This is a genomic window from Brevundimonas diminuta, from assembly GCF_039673845.1.
Classification (GTDB): domain Bacteria; phylum Pseudomonadota; class Alphaproteobacteria; order Caulobacterales; family Caulobacteraceae; genus Brevundimonas; species Brevundimonas diminuta_E.
Genome location: NZ_JBDJMK010000002.1, coordinates 86963 through 107414, shown reverse-complemented (window position 1 = coordinate 107414; position 20452 = coordinate 86963). Strand labels below are relative to the sequence as shown.

The window sequence follows — 20452 nt, the reverse complement described above, 5'->3', positions numbered from 1 at the left end:
TAGCAGGGCTAACAGCGCGGCGCCCACGCCCGGGGATGACGTTTCCGAGCGAGATGGAAAAGCCGACATCCGCCGCGAAATCCGCCATACTGGCCCCATGCGCCGCAGCATCGACGATCTCCGCACCTTCTACGGCGAGCCGACCGGCGCGCTGGCGCGGCGCATGCTGGCGCGAAGGCTGGAAGACGCCTGGGGCGCGGCCAACGGCAATGACGTGCTGGGTCTGGGCTATGCGACGCCGTGGCTGGACGGCTTCGTCGGGGCGCGGCGCGCGATCGCCGCCATGCCGGGCGGTCAGGGCGCCGAACAGTGGACGGCGGCGGGGCGCAACCGCACCGTTCTGGTCGACGACCGGCGCCTGCCCTTCGGAGCGGGGACGTTCGACCGCATCCTGCTGGTCCACGCCCTCGAAGAAGCCGACGATCCTCAAAGGCTGCTGGCCGAGGCGGTGCGCGTCATGGCCCCGGCCGGGCGCATCATTCTGGCGGCGGCGGCGCGCGGCGGCATGTGGGCGCGGGCCGAGGCGACCCCCTTCGGCCACGGCCGTCCCTTCACCCGCGGCCAGCTGGAGCGGCTGGTGCGCGAAGTCGGGCTGGAGCCGACCGCCTGGTCCCAGGCCCTCTATGTCCCGCCGTGGCGGCCGATGCTGCCGCTGGCCGACGGGCTGGAGCAGCTGGGGCCCAAGCTGTTTCCCGGCGCGGCGGGCCTGATCATGCTGGAGGCCTCGCGCCGCGCCTACGCCCGCGTGCGGCCGACCGGCAAGGCGCAGGCCGTTCTGGCCGGACGCCCGGCCCTGACCCCCTCGCCCGCCGCGCGCGACCGCCTTTCCAACCGGCCGCCTATGGGCGCCGCGCGCAAACAGCCGTAAAGCCCTCGCCATGCAGAGACTGATCCTGATGCGTCACGCCAAGGCCGAAGCCTCGGCGCCGGGCGGCGACGTGGCCCGTCCCTTAAGCGAGCGCGGCCGCCGCGACGCCGCCGCCATGGGCCGCGCCCTGGCGGCGCGGGGTCTGAAGCCGGACATGGCGCTGGTCTCCGGCGCCCAGCGCACGCGCGACACCTGGGATGGCGTCAGCGAACATTTCGGCGATGTCGAGCTGCACGTCTCCGACGCCCTGTACAACGCCCCGGCCGATGTGCTGCGCCGCGCGGTCGAGGCGGCCGAGGACGACGCGGGCTGCCTGCTGCTGATCGCCCATAACCCCGGCGTGCATCAGCTGGCGGTCGAATATCTGATCGAGAGCGCCGCCTCCCCCTCCGTGCTGGACCGGATGAGCGGCGGCTTCCCGACCGGGGCCGCGGCGGTCTTCACCGTCGATGTCGCCGGGCGCCCGTCCTATGAAGGCTGGCTGACGCCGGAAACCGTGGCGTGAGCGACTTGCCCGACATCGCCTTCAAGATCCTGAGCCGCGCCGACTGGCGCGCCGCCGTGGCCGAGGGCCGCTATGACGGCTCGGCGGTCGACAGGGCCGACGGCTACATCCACCTGTCCGCCGCCGATCAGCTGGAAGTCACCGCCGCCAAATACTACGCGGGTCAGGATCAACTGATGCTGGTCGAGGTCGATCTGACCGCTCTGGGCGACGCCCTGATCTGGGAGCCGTCGCGCGGCGGCGCTCTGTTCCCCCACATCTACGGCCCGCTGCCCGTCGCGGCGACGCGCGCCGCCCGCGCCCTGTCGGTGACGACCGACGGCCGCATGATCGTCGAAGAGACCGCCTGAACATGAGCCTGACCGACCTGGGCGCCGTCCTGCTGCGCCAGATGGACCCCGAAGCCGCCCACCGTCTCGCCATCCGCGCCCTGCAGATGACGCCCCTGCCTGCGCCCGGCGCCGACGACCCGATCCTGAAGACCGTGATCGCCGGGCTGGAGATGTCCAACCCCGTCGGTCTGGCCGCCGGTCTGGACAAGAACGGCGAGGCGCTGGAGGGCCTGTCGCGCCTCGGCTTCGGCGCGGTGGAGTGCGGCTCGGTCACGCCGCGCGCCCAACCCGGCAACCCGAAACCGCGCCTGTTCCGCCTGTCGGAAGATCGGGCCATCATCAACCGCATGGGCTTCAACAATGAGGGGCTGGAGCCCTTCGCCGCCCGTCTGGCCCGGCGTCCGAACCGCACCGCCATCGGCGCCAATCTGGGCGCCAACAAGGACACGGACGACAAGGCCGCCGACTATGTCGCCGGGCTGAAGCGGCTGGCGAGACTGGCCGACTATTTCACCGTCAACATCTCCTCGCCCAACACGCCGGGCCTGCGCGCGCTTCAGGGACGCGAAGCGCTGGACGACCTGCTGGGCCGTATCCATGAGGCCCGCCCCGGCGACGGCGCCCCCGTCTTCCTGAAGATCGCGCCCGACCTGATCGGCGAAGAGATCGGCATGATCGTCGAGGCCTCCATCGCCCACCGCATCGACGCCCTGATCGTGTCCAACACGACGCTGGAGCGGCCCGCCGCGCTGCGCTCCGGCTGGAAGGGCGAGGCGGGCGGCCTGTCCGGCGCCCCGCTGAAACCCTTCGCCCAGAAGGCGCTGGAGGCCGCAGCCGAAGCGGCGGCCGGTCGCCTGCCGCTGATCGCGGTAGGGGGCATCGCCGACGGCGCCGACGCCTGGGCGCGCATCCGTGCGGGCGCCTCGGCGGTGCAGGTCTATTCGGCCCTGATCTATGAAGGCCCCGGCATGATCGGCCGGATCAAGCGCGATCTGGCCGCCCGCCTGCGCGCCGAGGGCTTTTCCAGCATGGCCGAGGCGTCCTCCGCGCGAAATTGACGGAGCATTAGGTCTCGGCGGCCATGATGCGGAACAAGGGGCGGTCGTCGCCCGTTCGGATCGCCTGATGCCGCAGACCGAATCATCCCGGACCGGGTGGGCTTCCGCCATCCGCCAGCGGCACAGGATGCTGCCCCAGCGTCTGGTCGTGGGCCCGGCCTGCGCCCTGCTGTTCAGCACCATACTCGGCCTGCCGATCTGCCTGACATGGCTGACGGTCTACATCCTGCTGCAGGGGGCTGAGTTCCTCGCCTTCCGGCCCGTCATCCGCAACAAGGGTTTTGCGCCTCAAGGGTGGCGGCGCGGTCTGGGCGATCTGGCGCTTTTCGCCAACACCAGCGCCTATGCCTTCATCGCCGTGCCCCTGTGGCTGATCGGCGGGGTGCCGGGCGGCGTGGTCGCCACCATGCTGCTGGCGACCGGCGCCATCAATTCCGTGATCGCCTCGTCGGGCAATCTGCGCGTCTTCATCTGGACCGTGGTGCCGCAGGTCAGCGTGCTGGCCCTGACGCCGCTGTTCCTGGCGCGCTGGGGCGTCGAGGGACGCTTTCTTCTGCCTGTCGCCATCGGCGTGGTGGCCTTCATCTTCTTCTGCCTGACCACCCGCAGCCGCCTTCACGCCGCCGGCGTCGCCGAGGCCCGGGCGCTGAAAGAAGCCGAAGACAAGCGCCGTCAGGCCGAGGCCGTCATGGAAGGGCGCAGCGCCCTTCTGGCCGCCGTAGCCCATGACCTTCGCACGCCCATCAGCGCCATATTGACCGGCGTCCACACCCTTCACACCGTCGCCCGATCCTCCACCGCCCGCCAGCAGGTCGCCATGATCGAGGACGCCGGGGTGATGATGAAGGACCTGCTGGACGACCTGCTGGACCACGCCCGCCTCGACGCCGGGCGGATGACGGTCGAGGTCCAGGACTTCGACCTGCGCGACCTTCTGAACCACACCCTGCGCCTGTGGCAGGGCCCGGTCGGGGCCAAGGGACTGCGCCTGCGCATCGACGGCTCGCGCTATATGCCCGCGATGGTGCGCGGCGACGCCATGCGCCTGCGTCAGGTGCTGAACAATCTGATCTCCAACGCCGTCAAATTCACCGACGAAGGCAGCATCACCGTGCGGCTGTGCTCGTGGCGGGACGAGGCGTCGGATCATGTGCTGCTGGTCGATGTCGCCGACACCGGGCCGGGCATGACGACAGTGCAGATGGAGCGTCTGTTCACCCCCTTCGACCAGACGGCCGACGGCATCGCCGCCCGTTATGGCGGATCCGGGCTGGGTCTGGCGATCAGCCGCGATCTGGTCGAACTGATGGGCGGGAGGCTGACGGTGCGCAGCGATCCCGGCCGCGGCTCGACCTTCACCCTGGCGCTGGTGCTGGCCCAAAGCGATGCAGAGCGCGCCCCGCCGTCCGCTGCCCAGACGCCTAAGCCTACGCCCTTGCCGGAACAGGCGCCTTCGCCCCTGCCCGACCCGCGCCCGGCGCTGCTGCAGGTTCCCGCCGCCACGCCTGCGGCCCCGGCGCCTGCGCCTCATGACGCCGAAGAGGTCGAGGCCCTGCGCGTGCTGGTGGTCGACGACCACGACATCAACCGCCGCGCCATTCAGGTCATCCTGCAGGCCGTCGACTGTCGCCTGACCATGGCCGAAGACGGCCTGGCCGCCCTGAAGGCGTGCGAAGGCGATGTGTTCGACGTCATCTTCATGGATGTGCGGATGCCCGAACTGGACGGGCGCGAGACGACGCGGCGCCTGCGCGCGGGCGGCGGTCCGAACGCCGCCACCCCGGTCATCGCCGTCACCGCCGACACCTCGCCCGAGGACATTCAGGCCTGTCTGGACGCGGGCATGAACCATTTCGTCGCCAAGCCCCTGACGCCGACCGTGCTGCTGAACACCCTGGGGCAGGCGCTGGATCAAGCTCCGGCCGAAACGTCAGCGCCCAGCGCCCGATCCGTCGCCTAGAGCGGCGCCTGACGCACGCGGGCCAGCAGGTCCGCTTCCCAGTCCGGCGTCTTCATCTCGCATTCCCACACGGTCAGCACGCGCCAGCCCGCCGCCTCCAGTTCAGCCGTGACGCGGGCGTCGCGGGCGCGGTTGCGGTCGATCTTGGCGATCCAGTATTCGGCGTTGGAGCGGGGCTGGCGCGCCCCGCGCGAGCAGTCATGGCCGTGCCAGAAACAGCCGTGGACGAACAGGGCGATGCGCCGCCCCTTCATCACCACATCGGGTCGGCCGGGCAGGCCGCAGCCGCCCAGCCGATAGCCGATCCCGGCGCCCCGCAGCAGGCGCCGGACCTTCATCTCGGGCGCGGTGTCGCGCCCCTTCACCCGGCGCATGACGGCGCTGCGTTTTTCCGGGGTGAAGACGTCGCCCATGCTCAATAAGCGACGCCGGTCGTCACAATTGGGCCAGCAGGTGTTCGGCCGAAGACACCTTGAACTCGCCGCCCTGCTCGATGTTGAGCTGGTCGATCACGCCGTCCTTGACCAGCATGGAGTAACGCTGCGAACGCTCGCCCATGCCGAAACCCTTGGCGTCCAGCGCCAGACCCACCGCGCGGGTGAAGTCGCCGTTGCCGTCGGCCAGCATGACCACGTCGTCGGCGCCGTTCAGATCATTGGCCTTGGCCCAGGCGCCCATGACGAAGGCGTCGTTGACCGAGACGCAGGCGACCGTGTCCACGCCCTTGCCCGCCAGATCGGCGCGGTGATCGACATAGCCCGGCAGGTGGCGCGCCGAACAGGTCGGGGTGAAGGCGCCCGGCACGGCGAACAGGGCAACCGTCTTGCCGCCGAACAGCTCGGCCGTCGTGACCGGCTTGGGGCCGTCGGGCGTCATGGTCGTCAGGGTCGCGTCGGGAATGCGGTCGCCGATCTTGATGGTCATGTCGGGAGGTCTCCGGGTGTTCGCGCCGGACGATCCGGGGCAATGGCTGTCAGATAGAGATGCGCGCCCCAAAGGCCAAGCGCGCCCTGGCCCGAGAGTGACCTTGAGAATGGCTTGCGCCCGCCAGCGTCCGCCCCGATGATAGGGGTATGACCGCCTTCTCCTCCCTGACCGGGCGTCTTCTGGTGGCGATGCCGGGTATCGACGATGATCGGTTCCGCCACGCCGTGATCCTGATCTGCGCCCACGACGACGAACACGCCCTGGGCCTGCGCCTGGACCAGCCCGCGCCGGGCGTCTGCCTGGCCGATGTTCTTGAAAAGCTGGACACGCCCATCGGCGACGCCGGGCGCGACCGTTCGGTGCTGATCGGCGGCCCAGTCGAGCGCGAGCGCGGCTTCGTCCTGCACACCGCCGACTGGACCAGCGACGAAGCCAGCCTGACCTTCGGCGACGGCCTGGCCCTGACCGGCACCCGCGACGCCCTGGCCGCCATGGCCGACATCGAGGACGGCCCCAGCCGCGCCATCCTGCTGCTGGGCTATGCCGGATGGGGCGAGGGTCAGCTGGAGGACGAACTGAACGAAAACGTCTGGCTGACGACGGACGCCGATGCGGCCCTGATCTTCGACGACGACTACGACACCAAATGGAGCCGCGCCCTGGCCGCTCTGGGCGTCGACGCCGCCCGCCTGTCCAGCCAGAGCGGCCGGGCTTAAACAACCCTCTCCCGATGGGAGAGGGCTTGAGGCTCGAAGAGCCGCAGGCGATCCGCCAGCCGAAAGGGTGAGGGTTCGCGGCGACCGAAGAGGCGCGACGGCTCTCGCCGACTGACAGGACAAGCCCCTCACCCTTTCGCGCAAAGAACGATCGCTACGCTCTCGTGCGCTCAAGCCCTCTCCCGCCGGGAGAGGGACGCCCTAGACCGAACGCGCCTTGATCGGCGCCGCGCCGTCAGCGAGGGATTCGTTCAGATAGACCTCGGCCTCCTGCGCCGGCAGGGCGGGCGCATAGCCGAAGCCTTGGCCATAATGGCAACCATCGTCCAGCAGCAGCTGCGCCAGAGAGGCGTTCTCGACCCCTTCAGCGACTACCTCCAGCGCCAGATCCCGGCCCAGATTGACCACGGATTTGACGATCTTGGCCGAGCCCTCGTCCTTGTCCATCGTCAGCACGAAATAGCGATCGATCTTCAGCGTATCGAACGGCAGCTTGGCCAGATAGGACAGGGACGAGAAGCCCGTGCCGAAGTCGTCCAGCGCCAGACTGGCCCCCGCCTCGCGCAGGGCCTTCAGCACCTCGGCGGCGCGCGCGGTGTCGCGCATGATGTCGCCCTCGGTGACTTCCAGCTTCAGGGCGCCGCGCGGCAGGCCCGCCTCCTTGATGATGCGGGCCACGTCCTCGACCAGATGGGCGCGCTCGATCTCGCCCACCGACAGGTTGACGCTGCAGAACAGCCGCCCGGCGTCGGGGTGGCGGTGCAGCCACTCGGCCAGTTGACGCGCCGCCTCGGTCATCATCAACAGGCCCAGTTCGTTCATCAGACCCATTTCTTCGGCCAGAGTCAGGAACTCGTCCGGCGGCACCAGACCGCGACGGGGGTGGCGCCAGCGCGCCAGGGCTTCAAAGCCCGCCACGGCGCCGCTGTTCAGATTGACGATCGGCTGGAAGAAGGGCTCGATCTCGCCGCGCACGAAGGCGTTGCGCAGGTCCGCCTCCAGCGCCAGTCGCGACAGGCTGTCGCTTTCCAGAGCCCGGCCGTATGCAGCGGCCCCGCCGCGCCCGGCCTGTTTGGCCTGTTCCACCGCCAGTTCGACCCGGCGCAGCAGTTCGGCGGCGTCCGGCGCGTCCGGCCCGCCCTCGGCCGTCACCGCGCCGATCGACAGGGTCGGATAGATGTCGAAGCCCGCCAGCCGCAAGGGCTGCTCCAGCGCCTCGCGCAGGCGCTCGCTGCCGCTGGCGCCGCTGCCGCCGCGCCGCACCAGAACGGCGAACTCATCCTCGCCGATGCGGGCCGGGGCGCAGTCCTCGGCAAAGGCCGCCGACAGGCGCGAGCCCAGCGCCGACAGCACCAGATCGGCGCGCTCATGGCCCAGCGCCTCGTTCAGACGGCGCAGACGGTCCAGATCGGCCACCACCATCTCATAATCGCCCGCCGCGCCCAGCGTCTCGGCCACGCGGACCAGAAAGGTGCGCCGGTCCAGCAGACCCGTCAGCGTGTCGCGATCCGCCCCCGCGAACTTGGTTTCCAGCGCGACGATGCCCGCCGCGCGCAGGCCGTCCTCCAGCCAGACCCCGCGCCACAGGCAGGTCTCGCAGCCGCGCATCCGCAGGCGCACGGCGATCTCCGTCCCCTCGGCCTGTGGCTTCAGCAGGCGGTCGGCCAGGGCGCGGTCCTGCGGCATGGTCAGGGCGGTGAAAGCTGCGCCCGAACACTGCGGCGCCAGCGGTCCCAGACCCAGCGGCCGGGTCGCGCCGGTGAAGCGGATCTGGTCCTCGGCCGGGGTCCAGATCCACAGGGCGGCGTCCGCCGCCGCAAGGGCCTCGATAGCCGTTGTGGGATCCCACGTCAGCGCTCTGGATCGTGTGCTCAAAGCGGGTCCGATATTCTGACAGAATGGGATGGAGTCGTAGCGAACTCCTCCCCGAGCACGCCGAACAGCAGATGATCTGCCCAGCGACCGTTAATTTTCAAATAAGCCCGCGCCAGCCCTTCCTGACGGAAACCGGCCTTTTCCAGCACGCGGCGCGAGGGCTGATTGGTCGGCACGCAGGCCGCCTCGACCCGGTGCAGTTTCAGCGGCCCGAAGGCGTGGGCCAGCATGGCCTGCACCGCCGCCGTGCCGACGCCCCGCCCGGCATAGGGCCGCCCGACCCAATAGCCCAGGGTGCCTGTTTCCGCGACGCCGCGCCGGATGTTGGACAGGGTGATCGCGCCCATCAAAGCCTCGTCAGACGGATCGAACACGAACAGTGGCCAGGCCGTGCCCAGCTCCATCTCGCGCGCATAGACGCCCAGACGACGGCGATAGGCGGCGCGCGTCAGGTCGTCGTCGCCCCACGCAGGCTCCCACGGCTGAAGATAGTCGCGCGACACATCGCGCAGCGACGCCCACGCCACATAGTCCGACGGTCGCGGCGCGCGCAGCAGGACGCCGTGTCCGCACAGGACCGGTCCCGTCGTCTCCGCCATCCAGTCGAACAGAGCCATGATTCAAGAATAGCGCGATGCGGGCGCCGCGTCAGCAGACGCCGCTCAACCCGCCGCCATCCTCTGCCGGAAGGCGCGCCCGGCGCCGCCCGCCGCGCGCGGACCCAGCACCGCCGTCGCCGACAGGCCCGGCGCGGCCATGGCCTGACCGACCGCGCGCAGGTCCTGCGCCGTCTGGGCGTCGATGCGCGCCGCGCTGCTCTCGGACGAGACGGGGGCGCCGAACACCAGCGTCTGCCCGGCCAGGCGGCCCGAGCGGCTGGCCGGGCTCTCATCGGCCATCCACAGACTGGCGTTCAGCACGGCCTTGGCGCGGGCCAGTTCCTGTTCGGTCGGGCCTTTCTCGGCCAGATCCAGAATCTCGACGGCGCACAGCTCGGCCAGTTCGGTCGACCGCTCGGCCGCCGCCCCGGCATAGACGCCCAGCAGGCCCTGATCGTCATAGGTCTCGTGATAGGCGTCGACCGCATAGGCCAGCCCGCGATCCTCGCGCGCGCTCTGGAACAGGCGCGACGCCATGCCCCCGCCGAGGATTTCCGTAAACAGGCGCAGGGCCGGAAGACGCGGATCGCGCGCCCCCAGACTGGGCAGCTGGAACACCAGATTGGCCTGTTCGATCTTGCGCGCCAGCCGCGCCTCTCCGCCCGAGAAGACCGCCGGCGCCGCAGGCGCGGCGGGGGCGGCCGCAGCATGGCCGAACCACGTCTCGGCCAGAGCCAGCAGTTCGGCCTCCTCGACCGCGCCGGACACCGCCACCACCATCCGGTCCGGCGAATAGAGCTGAGAGCGCCAGTCGCCCACCGCCGCCTTGTCCGCTGGCGCCAGACTGGCGACCGAGCCCAGGATGTGCCGCCCCAGCGACTGCCCGGCATAGGCCTGGCTCTGGGCCATTTCGAAGACGTGGTCGTCGGGGGTGTCGAAGGCCTCGGCAATCTCCTGCGCCACCACGTCCTTCTCGCGCTCGATCTCTTCGGGCGACAGCGTCGGGCGGAACACCAGATCGGACAGCACCTGCATGGCCAGCGGCAGGCTGCCCTTCAGGGCGCGGATGTCGAAGCTGGTGCGTTCATAGCCGGTGGCGGCGTTGATCGAACCGCCCTCGGCCTCGATGCGCTCGACGATGTCGCGCGCGCCCATGTCGCCCGCCCCCTTGAAGACCAGATGCTCCAGCAGGTGCGACCAGCCCGAACGGGCCTCGTCCTCCATGCGGGCGCCGCCGTTGACGGCCACGGTCACCGCGATGGTGCGCAGGCCCGGCATGGGGTCGCACACGACGCGCACGCCGTTGGACAGGGTGTGAAGGCGAGCAGTCAGATCGATGTCCTCAGGAAGAGCGGTAACGGCGGACCAGAATGGCCGCATAGAAGCCGACCAGCGCCGCCGCCAGTCCGAACCAGGTCAGGGCGTAGCCCAGGTGATTGTTGCTGAAGGCGGCGGGCGGCGCCACGGCGCGCAGGGCCTTGATCTCGGGATTGGCCGCCGTGACCGCGTAGAAGGTATAGGGCGACACCGGCCCGACGACGCCCAGGGCGCGGGCCATGGCTTCCCCGTCGCGGCCATAGAAGACGCGGCCCGCAGGGGCGGGCGTCATGGCGTTGGGCGGCGGGGCGCGGCGCACCACGGCGGCCACCACGACGGGCATGTCGGCCTCGGCGTTCACGGCCGGGCGCGCGTCGCTTTCGGCGGGGATGAAGCCGCGGTCGACCAGCAGCGTCCCCTGCCCCTCGGCCGCGCAGGCCGAGATCAGGCGCACGCCCGCAGCGCCGTCCTCAATGGTCTGAAGCTCGACGAAGGGCGCCGTGTTCAGCCCCCGGCAGGTCAGGATCGCCTGACGGAACTCCGGGTCCTCCAGCGCCATCACCTCGGCCAGCGGCGCAGGCGCCTGACGGGCCGCCGCTTCGGACCGGTCGATCAGGTCCAGCTTCCACTGCAGCCGCTGCGACTGCCACACGCCCAGCGTCAGCAGAACGCCCAGCAGGACGACGACAGCGAGGGTCAGGACGATCGGGAAACGCGGCCGGGCGGCGTCAGTCATCGGCAGTCTCGGATGGAATGGCGTCGCGCTGACGCAGAATCTGAAGCGCGGTCATCAACCCCTTTCCCGGCCGCATCAAGGCCACGGCCAGGACGGCCACCAATGGCAGCCAGATGATCAGGTGCAGCCAGATGGGCGGGCTCCAGGCGATTTCAACCGCAAGCGCGGAAAAGCCGACCAGAAAGCCCGCGATCTGCATGATGAAGGTGGCGGCCCCGTCACCCGTCTCCACCGCGCCCAGATCAAAGCCACAGGCCTCGCACCGCGTCCGTCGCTTCAGGAAGCCGTCGAACAGCGCCCCGCGCCCGCAGGCTGGACAGCGCCCGATCAGACCCGCGCGGATCGTGGGCCAGACAAGCAAATCGGCGCGGGGCCTTGGGCCCCGCGCCGACGACAGCTCAACTTGTCCGTCGCGTTCGATCAACCGAAGACGACGTACATGAAGACGAACAGGAACAGCCAGACCACGTCCACGAAGTGCCAGTACCAGGCGGCGAACTCGAGGCCGTAGTGCTTCTGCGGGCTCATCTGACCGGCTTGCAGGCGCAGCAGGCAGACGGCCAGGAAGATGGTGCCGATCAGGACGTGGAAGCCGTGGAAGCCCGTCGTCATGAAGAAGATCGAACCATACAGCTTGGCCTGGGCGGCCTGCTCGCTGAAGAACAGGTGGCCGTGCAGGATGTGGTGATACTCATAGGCCTGAACGCCGGTGAACAGCACGCCCAGCAGGACGGTGATCAGCAGGCCCAGCTTGGCGCCCTTGCGGTCGCCCGAGATCAGGGCGTGGTGCGCCCAGGTCAGCGTCGTGCCCGACAGCAGCAGGATGACCGTGTTCAGCAGCGGCAGGCTCCACGGGTCCAGCAGCTCGACGCCCGTGGGCGGCCAGGTCTTCCAGGCGGCGGCGGTGTCCGTCCAGTTGCCGACTTCCGGGATGATCGTGCGCGCTTCGTTGAAGATCGCCATGTCGAAGAACATCCAGAAGAAGGAGACGAAGAACATCACCTCCGACGCGATGAACAGCACCATGCCGTAGCGCAGGCCGATGCCCACGACCGGGGTGTGATCGCCCTTGCGGCTTTCCTTCACGACGTCCGACCACCACGAGTACATGGTGAACAGAACACCCGCCAGGCCTGCGAAGAACAGCCATTTGGTGCCGGCTTCCATGCCGAACAGGCCCTTCATCCAGACCACGGCGCCGACGAACATGACGGCGGCGGAAAAGGCGCCGGACAGCGGCCAGGGGCTCGGATCGACGAGGTGATAGTCGTGTTGCGGTTTCGCGTGTGCGTCGGCCATTCCCAGGGTCTCTGAAATTAAGGCGAGAGTCGTTGTTGAGGGCTATAGCCCCGGCTATCCAGCTTTGCCAACAGCGGAGTCGTTCGCTGCGGCCTGCTGGAAGCCTTTGGTCGGGAAGAAGGTGTAGCTGAGGGTGATCTGGCGCACGCCCTTCACCTCCTGATCGGTCGCCAGTTCAGGCGCCACGAAATACTGCACCGGGAAGGATTCGGTCGCGCCCGGCGCGATCTCCTGCCCCTCGAAGCAGAAGCACTGCAGCTTCTGGAAATACGGCCCCGCCCGCTCGGGCACGACATTATAGGCGGCCGTGGCGTGGATCGGCTTGTCCGAGGTGTTGGTGACGGTGAAATAGGCCATGCCCGTCTCGCCGATATGAACCTTCTGGCTCAACTGCTCGGCCTTGAACGTCATGGGCAGGTCGCGGACGTTGGTGTCGAAGCGGATCAGGACCTCCTGCTCCAGCACCTGATTGGGCGCGGCCTCGGCCTTCTTCACCGTGCCGTCAAAGCCCGTCACCTGGCAGAAGATGCGGTACAGCGGCACGGCGGCGAAGCCCGCGCCCGTCATGCCCACGACCAGGGCCGCGCACAACAGGGCGACCTTATTCTTACTCATCACGGCTGGACTGTCTCCGTCTGCGGCGCGCCCGCATCCGGTTGGACCGGCGCCGGCAGGGCCGGATCGGCCCTTTCCAGCGTCAGCAAGGCCGCCTCTTCCGCAGCCTGACGCGCCTGGTTGTTGGCGTGCATGCGCGACACGGTCACCATATAGACCAAGGCGATGAAGGCCAGCAGGCCCAGGGCGATCGCGATGTTCCGGCGTTTACGCGCACGAACCTGTTCATCGCTCAGCTTGATATATTGAAGTTGGGACACGGATCAGACTCCCACGCCCGGCAGATGCTCGACCAACAGGGCCGAGAACAACGCCATCAGGTACAGAATTGAGAAGGCGAACAGGTTACGGGCCGGTTTGGCCTCGGCGCGCACATCATACAATGCGGCCTCTCGCCCCACGGCCTCGGCCTTGTCAGGCTGATCGCCCGCGCGCGAGCGCCACAGCCGCACGGCCAGCGCCAGGAAGGCCAGCCCGCCCACCGTGGACACCACCAGATAGACCGGCCCGCCCAGGCCCGTGAAGGACGGCGCGATCGCCACCGGCACGAACACCAGGCTGTAGAGCAGGATCTGCAGGCGCGTCGATTTGGCGCCGCGCGCCACCGGCATCATCGGAATGCCCGCCTTGGCGTAGTCGCCGGCCGAATAGAGCGTCAGCGCCCAGGTATGCGGCGGCGTCCACATGAAGATGATCAGGAACAGCAGCCAGGCCTGAAGCGGCGCATCCCCCGTCACCGCCGCCCAGCCGATGACCGGCGGCAGGGCGCCCGCGGCGCCGCCGATGACGATGTTCTGGGGCGTCCGGCGCTTCAGCACCAGGGTGTAGAGCCAGGCGTAATAGACGATGGTCAGCGCCAGCAGACCGCCCGCCAGCCAGTTGGTCGTCATGCCCAGCAGCATGACCGAAAAGATCGACAGCACCATGCCGAAGGCCATGGCGTCGTTCTTGCGCACTCGCCCGGCGGCCACCGGCCGTCCGCGCGTGCGGCGCATCAGGGCGTCCGTCTCGCCCTCGACCGCCATGTTCAGCGCCCCGGCGGCGCCCGCGCCCATGGCGATGCACAGCACGGCCACGATGGCGTTGATCCAGTCCAGACGTCCCGGCGCCACCACCAGTCCCGTGACGGCGGTGAACACCACCAGGGACATAACGCGCGGCTTCAGCAACTGGAAGAAATCTTCCGGCTGGGCCGTGGTGATCAGAGGAGCTTCGCGGTGGGTCATGGTCATAAAGAGCAAAGGCCGCCCTTCCGGTTGCAGAAGGGCGGCCTCTCCGGTCTATCCGATACGGATCAGTGGTTGTCCGCCTTGACCACGGGCAGTTCGTTGAACTGGTGGTGCGGCGGGGGCGAGGACAGGGTCCACTCCAGGGTCGTGGCGCCTTCGCCCCACGGGTTGGCCTCGGCCTTGCGGCGACGGATGGCCGACTCCAGCAGCATCACCATGAAGACGCCGACGCCGACGATGGTGATGACATAGCCCACCGACGAAACGTGGTTCCAGTAGGTGAAGGCTTCCGGATAGTCGACGTAACGACGCGGCATGCCCTGCAGGCCCAGGAAGTGCTGCGGGAAGAAGACCAGGTTCACACCGACGAACATGATCCAGAAGTGCAGCTGGCCCAGGAACTCGTTGTATTTCACTCCGAACATCTTCTCGTACCAGTAGTAGAAGGCGGCGAAGATCGAGAAGATGGCGCCCAGCGACAGCACATAGTGGAAGTGCGCCACGACGTAGTAGGTGTCGTGCAGGCTGTAGTCGATGCCGGCGTTCGACAGGACCACGCCGGTCACGCCGCCGACGGTGAACAGGAAGATGAAGCCCATCGCCCACAGCATCGGCGTCTTGAAGGTGATCGAGCCGCCCCACATGGTGGCGATCCAGCTGAAGATCTTCACGCCCGTAGGCACGGCGATGATCATGGTCGCGGCCACGAAGTAGGCGCGCAGGTTCACGCTCATGCCGACCGTATACATGTGGTGCGCCCACACGATGAAACCGATGAAGCCGATGGCGACCATGGCGTAGGCCATCGCGAGGTAGCCGAAGATCGGCTTCTTCGAGAAGGTCGAAACGATGTGCGAGATCATGCCGAAGCCCGGCAGGATCATGATGTACACTTCGGGGTGGCCGAAGAACCAGAACAGGTGCTGGTACATCACCGGGTCGCCGCCGCCGGCCGGATCGAAGAACGACGTGCCGAAGTTACGGTCCGTCAGCAGCATGGTGATGGCGCCCGCCAGAACCGGCAGCGACAGCAGCAGCAGGAAGGCGGTCAGCAGCACGCCCCAGGCGAACAGCGGCATACGGTGCAGGGTCATGCCCGGCGCGCGCATGTTGAAGATGGTGGTGATGAAGTTGATCGCGCCCAGGATCGACGAGGCGCCCGCGACGTGCAGCGAGAAGATCGCCAGATCGAACGACGGCCCCGCGTGCCCCATGGTTGAGAGCGGCGGATAGGAGGTCCACCCCCCGCCGAAGCCGCGCCCCGGACCGCCGTCGACGAACATCGACAGGATCAGCAGCACGAAGGCGAAGAAGATCAGCCAGAACGAGATGTTGTTCAGGCGCGGGAACGCCATGTCCGGCGCGCCGATCATGATCGGAATGAAGTAGTTGCCGAACCCGCCCATGGTCGCGGGCATGACGACGAAGAACACCATGATGAGGGCGTGCGCCGTCACTGTGGCGTTATAGCCGTGCTTGGACGCCTCAACGAGGCCCAGGTACTGGATGACCGAGCCTTCCTTGAAGATCTGGATGCCCGGCTCGGCCAGTTCCCAGCGGATCAGGCCCGACAGGGCGCCGCCGATAAGGCCGGTGAAGATGGCGAACACCAGGTACAGAATCCCGATGTCCTTATGGTTGGTCGACAGGAACCAGCGGGTGAAGAAACCCGGCTTGTGGTCGTGCGGATCGTGAACAGCAGCGGTGGCCATGGGTCTGGGCTCTCGCGTCTCTCTTACTGAGCGGCCGGCGCGGCGGGCGCGGCGGCGGTTGCGGGGGCCGCAGGCGCGGCGTCGGTCGGGGCGGCGGCTTCAGCAGCCGGAGCGGCGGGCGCTTCGGCGGCGGCGGGAACCGCAGCGGCGGCGGCCTCATCGGCGGCCTTGGTCATGGAGCCGCCCTTGGAGGCGACCCACTCGGCGAAGGCCTGCTTGCTCACCACCTTGACGTGGATCGGCATGAAGGCGTGATCGACGCCGCACAGCTCGGAGCACTGACCGTAGTAGTCGCCTTCCTTCTCGGCGCGGAACCAGGTCTCGTTCATGCGGCCCGGGACGGCGTCGACCTTGATGGCGAAGGCCGGGACGGCGACGGCGTGGATCACGTCCGAAGCGGTGATCAGCAGACGGACGTTCTCGCCGACCGGCACCACCATCGGCTCATCCGCGGCCAGGCGGTACAGATGCTTGGGCGCCTTGTCTTCCGGCAGGATGCTCGAGATGTACTCGGCCACGCCCTGATCCGGATATTCATAGCCCCAGTTCCACTGGTTGCCGGTGATCTTCACCGTGACGTCCGCATCCGGATAATCGTGATAGGCGAACAGCAGGCGGAACGAGAACAGGGAGATGCCGACCAGGATCAGCACCGGCACCACGGTCCAGATCACCTCGATGACCGTGTTGTGGCTCCAACGCGCCGCGACCGGGTTGGCGCGCTTGTTGTAGCGGACCGTGATCCACACCAGCAGCACGGCGACCAGGACGCAGATCAGGGTGATGACCGGCATCAGCACGATGTTGTGGAAGAAGTGAGCCTCATGCGCCAGGGGCGCGCCGGCCTGCTGGAAACCGATACCCGCCGGCGTCGGCTGACCCAAGACGTCCTGCGCCATCGCCGGCGCGGCGACAAAGGCGGCAAGGGCGGTCGCGGCGACACCGCCCCCCAACCTTCCCAAAGCTCGCATGCCCATCCCCATTCGAGAAGTCCTTATAAACCGTTCTACAGCAGACGTTTGCGAGCAATTCGCAAGCGTCGCCGGGCCCAGTCGGACCCCGGCGTGTTCTGTGCCGGTCCTTATCGGCTCGAACCGTGCTTGCCAAGCGATCAAGCGCCTCAAGCGGCGCTGGACGCGAAAAAGCCCTCAATTAAATCGGTGTCATGTTTCGACAGCTACCTTGTATCGCAAGATACCTTGCGATACCCCTTGAGCATCGAAGCAAGGGGACGCCATGTCCGACACCATCGACATCCAACTGAAGAAAGGCGTGCTGGGACTATGCGTCCTGGCGCTGCTCGCGCGACGCGACAGCTACGCCTATGAGATCGCCAGTCGCCTGTCCGGCGCCATCGGCATGGGCGAAGGCACCATCTATCCGCTGATGCGGCGGATGCAGACCGACGGCCTGGTCGAGACCTATCTGGTCGAATCATCCAGCGGCCCGTCGCGCAAATACTATCGCCTGACCGATGCGGGCCGCCGCGCCCTAGACGGCCAGACCCGCGAATGGCGCGCCTTCGCCCGCGCCGTCGAGGCCCTGATCGCCGGAAACGACGACGCTGTCGTCGCGGCGGGCGCGCCTGCTGCAACGCCCGCCCTGCCCGACCAGAGCGCGCAACCCGAATCGACTGCTCAAGACAGCGGAGAAGAGAAATGAACCGCGCGGAATTCCTGGCGCGCATGCGACGCGGCCTGGTGGGCCTGCCCGCCGCCGCCGCCAATGAGATCGTGGCCGACTATGAAGCCCACTTCGCCGACGGCGCCGCCGCTGGACGCAGCGAGGCCGAGGTGGCCGAAGCGCTCGGCGACCCGGATCGTCTGGCCCGTGAACTGAAGGCCGAGGCCAGCGCCCAACGCTGGCGTCAGGAACCGTCGGCCGCATCCGGCGCCGGAGCCGTGTTCGGCATCCTGGGTCTGGGGGCGATCGACATCCTGATCCTGCTGCCCATCGCCCTGCCGGTGTTCGGCACGGTGCTGTCCCTGCTGCTGGGCGGGGTCGGCGTCTTCATCGCCGGCGGCTTCGTCATGGTGGCGGGCGCCTTCACCGGCCTGCCGGGCGGGGCGCTGGCCGCCGCGCTGCTGGGCGTCGGCCTGATGGGTCTGGGCATCTTCATGATCGGGACCATGGCCCTGCTGACCAAGTGGCTGATCGACGCCACCGTCTGGTACGCCCGCCTGCACTACCGCGTCATCAAACCCGCCCTGGACCCCCAGGCCTGAGCGTCAGAGAGGAGTATAAAGTCATGATCCGCAATCTGCTCATCATCTCCGGCGCAGGTCTGATCCTGGCCATCGTCGGCATCGGCGGCGCCTTCGCCGTGGGCGGCCGCGACCTGGCCCGCCACGACTGGACCTGGGTCATCACCGACGACGACGGTCCCGACAGCGGCTTCACCGTCGAGCGCGGCCAGGTGTCGCCCGACGCCACGCGCACCATCGAATGGACCGGCGACGACCGTCTGGCCATCAACGTCCCCGCCGACGTCGTCTATGACCAGCAGGCCGATGCGCCGGGCATCACCGTCACCGGCGCCGAGACTGTCGTGAACCGCGTCCGCTTCTCCAACGGCCGACTGACGCTGGACGAAGCCCCGCGCGGCGACCGCAGCTATGTCCGCTGGACCCGCACCGGCATTCGCGGCTGGAGCGAGACCGACGCCCTGAAGATCATCATCAAGGCCCCCTCGGTGAAGACCTTCGACCTGTCCGGCCCGACCGAACTGAAGATCCGCGGCTATGACCAGCCGTCGCTGGATCTGACCCTGACCGGCTCGTCGGACGTGCGGGTTCAGGGGCGCACCGACGCCGTCAACGTCGACGCCTCCGGCTCCAGCGACGCCCGCCTCGATGAACTGATCGTCGAGGACGCCAAGGTGCGCGTCAGCGGCTCGGGCGATGTCCGCGTCGGCCCCAAAGGCAAGGCCGACGTCGATGTCTCCGGCAGCGGCGAAGTCCGCCTGACCCGCCGCCCCGCCGAACTGCGCCAGTCCGTCAGCGGCACGGGAGAGGTGAGGCAGGACTGATCCCCGCCCTCTCCCGGCGGGAGAGGGCTTGAGGCTCGGAGAGCCGAAGGCGATCCGCCAGCCGAAAGGGTGAGGGGCTTGTCCCGTCCGTCGGCGTAAGCCGTCACGCGACCTCATCAACCGCGAACCCTCACCCTTTCGCCTTAGCCAATCGCTACGCTCTTGGAGGCTCAAGCCCTCTCCCAACAGGAGAGGGTTTTGGCTTCCCCCGTGACGCGGCGGCCCTCAGCCCCTATCTAGCGTGCATGAGCACTGTCGCCTCCCCCTCCCCTATCCTCGACGCCGCGGGCGTAGCCCCGGACGAGGCCCTGTCGATCCTGCAGACCGCGCTGTCGGGCGCCGACGACGGGGAGCTGTTTCTCGAAAAGACCGAGAGCGAATCCCTGGTCTTCGACGACGGGCGGCTGAAGGGCGCCTCCTATGACGCCGTGGAAGGCTTCGGCCTGCGCGTCGTGGCGGGCGAAATGGCCGGTTACGCCCACGCCAATGAAATCTCCGCCGCCGCCATCCGCCGCGCCGCCGACAGCGCGGCTCTGGCCAAGCGCGGCTATGACGGAACCGCCGCCGAGGCGCCGCGCGACACCAACCAGCGTCTCTATGATCCGGTCGATCCGCTGCTGGCCCCGGCCTTCTCGGACAAGATCGCCCTGCTGGCCGAGATCGACGCCTGGGCGCGCGCCCGCGATCCGCGCGTGGTGCAGGTCTCGGCCTCTCTGGTCGGCGAGCGCCGCGCCATCGACATCCTGCGCGGCGACGGGCGGCTGCTCAGCGACCTGCGCCCGCTGGTCCGGCTGAACGTCTCCGTCACCGTCGAGAAGGACGGCAAGCGCGAGAGCGCCTCGTCCGGCGCGGGCGGCCGCGCGGGCTTTGAGCAATGGGTCGCCCCCGAACGCTGGCAGGCCCAGGTGGACGAGGCCCTGCGTCAGGCCCTGGTCAATCTGGAGGCCGTCGACTGCCCGGCGGGCGAGATGGACGTGGTGCTGGGCGCGGGCTGGCCCGGCGTCCTGCTGCACGAAGCGGTCGGCCACGGCTTCGAGGGCGACTTCCACCGCAAGGGCTCGTCGGTCTTCACCGGCATGATGGGCAAGCGGGTGGCCGCGCCGGGCGTGACGGTCGTGGACGACGGCTCCATCGCCGGGCGACGCGGCTCCCTGTCGTTCGATGACGAAGGCACCCCGACCTCGCGCACCGTGCTGATCGAGGACGGCATCATGGTCGGCCTGATGCACGACCGGCTGTCGGCGCGTCAGCTGGGGGCGAACGCCACCGGCAACGGACGGCGCCAGTCCTTCGCCCACACGCCCATGCCGCGCATGACCAACACCTTCATGGAAGGCGGCAAGGATTCGCAAGGAGACATGATCGCCTCGACCAAACGCGGCCTCTACGCCGCCAACTTCGGCGGCGGTCAGGTGGACATCACCAACGGCAAGTTCGTCTTCCAGTGCACCGAGGCCTATCTGATCGAGGACGGGAAGATCACCGCGCCAGTGCGCGGCGCCACCCTGATCGGCGACGGGGCCACGGCCCTGACGCAGATCCAGATGATCGGCGACGACTTCGCCTTCGACCCCGGCGTCGGCACCTGCGGCAAGGCCGGGCAAGGCGTCCCCGTCGGCATCGGCCAGCCCAGCCTCAAGATCGGCGGCCTGACCGTCGGCGGCACGGCGGTCTAG

22 protein-coding genes and 1 pseudogene are annotated in these 20452 nt (G+C 68.6%); 10 read left to right on the top strand and 13 right to left on the bottom strand.

The genetic code is table 11. The features are described 5' to 3' along the window. Positions 1–97: 97 nt before the first annotated feature. The 5 genes from ABE454_RS02515 to ABE454_RS02495 all read left to right on the top strand — a co-directional run bounded on the left by ABE454_RS02515 (position 98) and on the right by ABE454_RS02495 (position 4723). Positions 98–868 carry a class I SAM-dependent methyltransferase gene (locus ABE454_RS02515; protein ID WP_346528709.1) on the top strand — a complete coding sequence of 257 codons (771 nt, stop codon included), beginning with the start codon at positions 98–100 and terminating at the stop codon, positions 866–868. 10 nt (positions 869–878) lie between these two features. Then, on the top strand, positions 879–1373 hold the full coding sequence (locus ABE454_RS02510; RefSeq protein WP_346528707.1) for a SixA phosphatase family protein: 495 nt from the start codon (positions 879–881) through the stop codon (positions 1371–1373). Then, a complete protein-coding gene (locus ABE454_RS02505; RefSeq protein WP_346528705.1) occupies positions 1370–1723 on the top strand; it encodes a DUF952 domain-containing protein in 354 nt (117 codons plus the stop codon). The genes ABE454_RS02510 and ABE454_RS02505 overlap by 4 nt, the downstream gene beginning before the upstream one ends. Before the next feature lie 2 nt (positions 1724–1725). Continuing rightward, a complete protein-coding gene (locus tag ABE454_RS02500) occupies positions 1726–2763 on the top strand; it encodes a quinone-dependent dihydroorotate dehydrogenase (protein ID WP_346528704.1) in 1038 nt (345 codons plus the stop codon). Positions 2764–2830: 67 nt separating this feature from the next. Next, entirely contained in the window at positions 2831–4723 is a 1893-nt protein-coding gene (locus ABE454_RS02495) for an ATP-binding protein (RefSeq protein WP_346528702.1), read from the top strand. Here the strand turns inward: ABE454_RS02495 and ABE454_RS02490 are convergent. Continuing rightward, positions 4720–5136: a very short patch repair endonuclease gene (locus tag ABE454_RS02490; RefSeq protein WP_346528701.1), complete on the bottom strand. Its 417-nt coding sequence runs from the start codon at positions 5134–5136 to the stop codon at positions 4720–4722. The two genes, ABE454_RS02495 and ABE454_RS02490, sit on opposite strands and share 4 nt — an antisense overlap. 22 nt (positions 5137–5158) lie before the next feature. After that, positions 5159–5647 carry a peroxiredoxin gene (locus tag ABE454_RS02485; protein WP_346528700.1) on the bottom strand — a complete coding sequence of 163 codons (489 nt, stop codon included), beginning with the start codon at positions 5645–5647 and terminating at the stop codon, positions 5159–5161. A gap of 149 nt (positions 5648–5796) precedes the next feature. On the opposite strand from ABE454_RS02485, the gene ABE454_RS02480 reads away from it, so the two are divergent. Then, positions 5797–6366: a YqgE/AlgH family protein gene (locus tag ABE454_RS02480; protein ID WP_346528697.1), complete on the top strand. Its 570-nt coding sequence runs from the start codon at positions 5797–5799 to the stop codon at positions 6364–6366. 201 nt (positions 6367–6567) lie between these two features. Here the strand turns inward: ABE454_RS02480 and ABE454_RS02475 are convergent, their stop codons facing one another. The 11 genes from ABE454_RS02475 to coxB form a co-directional block, all read right to left on the bottom strand. Next, positions 6568–8241, bottom strand: a complete 1674-nt coding sequence (locus ABE454_RS02475) for a putative bifunctional diguanylate cyclase/phosphodiesterase (RefSeq protein WP_346528695.1) — start codon at positions 8239–8241, stop codon at positions 6568–6570. Next, positions 8238–8858: a GNAT family N-acetyltransferase gene (locus ABE454_RS02470; RefSeq protein ID WP_346528693.1), complete on the bottom strand. Its 621-nt coding sequence runs from the start codon at positions 8856–8858 to the stop codon at positions 8238–8240. The genes ABE454_RS02475 and ABE454_RS02470 overlap by 4 nt, the downstream gene beginning before the upstream one ends. A 45-nt stretch (positions 8859–8903) precedes the next feature. After that, entirely contained in the window at positions 8904–10118 is a 1215-nt protein-coding gene (locus ABE454_RS02465) for a M16 family metallopeptidase (RefSeq protein WP_346529088.1), read from the bottom strand. A gap of 64 nt (positions 10119–10182) precedes the next feature. Then, positions 10183–10893, bottom strand: coding sequence for an SURF1 family protein (locus tag ABE454_RS02460; RefSeq protein ID WP_346528691.1), 711 nt, complete (start codon positions 10891–10893; stop codon positions 10183–10185). Next, a complete protein-coding gene (locus ABE454_RS02455; protein ID WP_430825469.1) occupies positions 10886–11317 on the bottom strand; it encodes a DUF983 domain-containing protein in 432 nt (143 codons plus the stop codon). The genes ABE454_RS02460 and ABE454_RS02455 overlap by 8 nt, the downstream gene beginning before the upstream one ends. After that, positions 11314–12192, bottom strand: coding sequence for a cytochrome c oxidase subunit 3 (locus ABE454_RS02450; protein WP_346528689.1), 879 nt, complete (start codon positions 12190–12192; stop codon positions 11314–11316). The genes ABE454_RS02455 and ABE454_RS02450 overlap by 4 nt, the downstream gene beginning before the upstream one ends. Positions 12193–12246: 54 nt before the next feature. Further along, the gene (locus ABE454_RS02445; protein ID WP_346528687.1) at positions 12247–12807 is read right to left on the bottom strand and encodes a cytochrome c oxidase assembly protein; all 561 of its coding nucleotides are present in this window, start codon (positions 12805–12807) and stop codon (positions 12247–12249) included. Continuing rightward, positions 12807–13067: a hypothetical protein gene (locus ABE454_RS02440; protein WP_346528685.1), complete on the bottom strand. Its 261-nt coding sequence runs from the start codon at positions 13065–13067 to the stop codon at positions 12807–12809. Before ABE454_RS02440 ends, ABE454_RS02445 begins: the two co-directional genes overlap by 1 nt. 3 nt (positions 13068–13070) lie before the next feature. After that, the gene (gene cyoE / locus ABE454_RS02435) at positions 13071–14039 is read right to left on the bottom strand and encodes a heme o synthase (RefSeq protein WP_346528683.1); all 969 of its coding nucleotides are present in this window, start codon (positions 14037–14039) and stop codon (positions 13071–13073) included. A gap of 62 nt (positions 14040–14101) precedes the next feature. Next, on the bottom strand, positions 14102–15748 hold the full coding sequence (ctaD, locus tag ABE454_RS02430) for a cytochrome c oxidase subunit I (protein ID WP_346528681.1): 1647 nt from the start codon (positions 15746–15748) through the stop codon (positions 14102–14104). 23 nt (positions 15749–15771) lie between these two features. Continuing rightward, positions 15772–16731 carry a cytochrome c oxidase subunit II gene (gene coxB / locus ABE454_RS02425; protein WP_346528679.1) on the bottom strand — a complete coding sequence of 320 codons (960 nt, stop codon included), beginning with the start codon at positions 16729–16731 and terminating at the stop codon, positions 15772–15774. Between the two features lie 253 nt (positions 16732–16984). Here coxB and ABE454_RS02420 point away from each other — a divergent pair. The 4 genes and pseudogenes from ABE454_RS02420 to tldD form a co-directional block, all read left to right on the top strand. Beyond that, a pseudogene (locus ABE454_RS02420) lies at positions 16985–17296 on the top strand (PadR family transcriptional regulator); the annotation flags it as partial. Positions 17297–17406: 110 nt separating this feature from the next. Continuing rightward, positions 17407–17973, top strand: a complete 567-nt coding sequence (locus tag ABE454_RS02415) for a DUF1700 domain-containing protein (protein WP_346528678.1) — start codon at positions 17407–17409, stop codon at positions 17971–17973. 23 nt (positions 17974–17996) lie between these two features. Further along, the gene (locus ABE454_RS02410; protein ID WP_346528677.1) at positions 17997–18776 is read left to right on the top strand and encodes a GIN domain-containing protein; all 780 of its coding nucleotides are present in this window, start codon (positions 17997–17999) and stop codon (positions 18774–18776) included. A gap of 245 nt (positions 18777–19021) precedes the next feature. Beyond that, positions 19022–20452, top strand: coding sequence for a metalloprotease TldD (gene tldD, locus ABE454_RS02405; RefSeq protein ID WP_346528676.1), 1431 nt, complete (start codon positions 19022–19024; stop codon positions 20450–20452).

What these genes read in the sequence shown, in the direction of transcription:
- ABE454_RS02515 (WP_346528709.1), top strand. Translation starts at nt 98, where the DNA reads ATGCGCCGCAGCATCGACGATCTCCGCACCTTCTACGGCGAGCCGACC.
- ABE454_RS02510 (WP_346528707.1), top strand. Translation starts at nt 879, where the DNA reads ATGCAGAGACTGATCCTGATGCGTCACGCCAAGGCCGAAGCCTCGGCG.
- ABE454_RS02500 (WP_346528704.1), top strand. Translation starts at nt 1,726, where the DNA reads ATGAGCCTGACCGACCTGGGCGCCGTCCTGCTGCGCCAGATGGACCCC.
- ABE454_RS02495 (WP_346528702.1), top strand. Translation starts at nt 2,831, where the DNA reads ATGCCGCAGACCGAATCATCCCGGACCGGGTGGGCTTCCGCCATCCGC.
- ABE454_RS02490 (WP_346528701.1), bottom strand. Translation starts at nt 5,136, where the DNA reads ATGGGCGACGTCTTCACCCCGGAAAAACGCAGCGCCGTCATGCGCCGG.
- ABE454_RS02485 (WP_346528700.1), bottom strand. Translation starts at nt 5,647, where the DNA reads ATGACCATCAAGATCGGCGACCGCATTCCCGACGCGACCCTGACGACC.
- ABE454_RS02480 (WP_346528697.1), top strand. Translation starts at nt 5,797, where the DNA reads ATGACCGCCTTCTCCTCCCTGACCGGGCGTCTTCTGGTGGCGATGCCG.
- ABE454_RS02470 (WP_346528693.1), bottom strand. Translation starts at nt 8,858, where the DNA reads ATGGCTCTGTTCGACTGGATGGCGGAGACGACGGGACCGGTCCTGTGC.
- ABE454_RS02465 (WP_346529088.1), bottom strand. Translation starts at nt 10,118, where the DNA reads ATGCCGGGCCTGCGCACCATCGCGGTGACCGTGGCCGTCAACGGCGGC.
- ABE454_RS02460 (WP_346528691.1), bottom strand. Translation starts at nt 10,893, where the DNA reads ATGACTGACGCCGCCCGGCCGCGTTTCCCGATCGTCCTGACCCTCGCT.
- ABE454_RS02450 (WP_346528689.1), bottom strand. Translation starts at nt 12,192, where the DNA reads ATGGCCGACGCACACGCGAAACCGCAACACGACTATCACCTCGTCGAT.
- ABE454_RS02445 (WP_346528687.1), bottom strand. Translation starts at nt 12,807, where the DNA reads ATGAGTAAGAATAAGGTCGCCCTGTTGTGCGCGGCCCTGGTCGTGGGC.
- cyoE (WP_346528683.1), bottom strand. Translation starts at nt 14,039, where the DNA reads ATGACCATGACCCACCGCGAAGCTCCTCTGATCACCACGGCCCAGCCG.
- ctaD (WP_346528681.1), bottom strand. Translation starts at nt 15,748, where the DNA reads ATGGCCACCGCTGCTGTTCACGATCCGCACGACCACAAGCCGGGTTTC.
- coxB (WP_346528679.1), bottom strand. Translation starts at nt 16,731, where the DNA reads ATGGGGATGGGCATGCGAGCTTTGGGAAGGTTGGGGGGCGGTGTCGCC.
- ABE454_RS02415 (WP_346528678.1), top strand. Translation starts at nt 17,407, where the DNA reads ATGAACCGCGCGGAATTCCTGGCGCGCATGCGACGCGGCCTGGTGGGC.
- ABE454_RS02410 (WP_346528677.1), top strand. Translation starts at nt 17,997, where the DNA reads ATGATCCGCAATCTGCTCATCATCTCCGGCGCAGGTCTGATCCTGGCC.
- tldD (WP_346528676.1), top strand. Translation starts at nt 19,022, where the DNA reads ATGAGCACTGTCGCCTCCCCCTCCCCTATCCTCGACGCCGCGGGCGTA.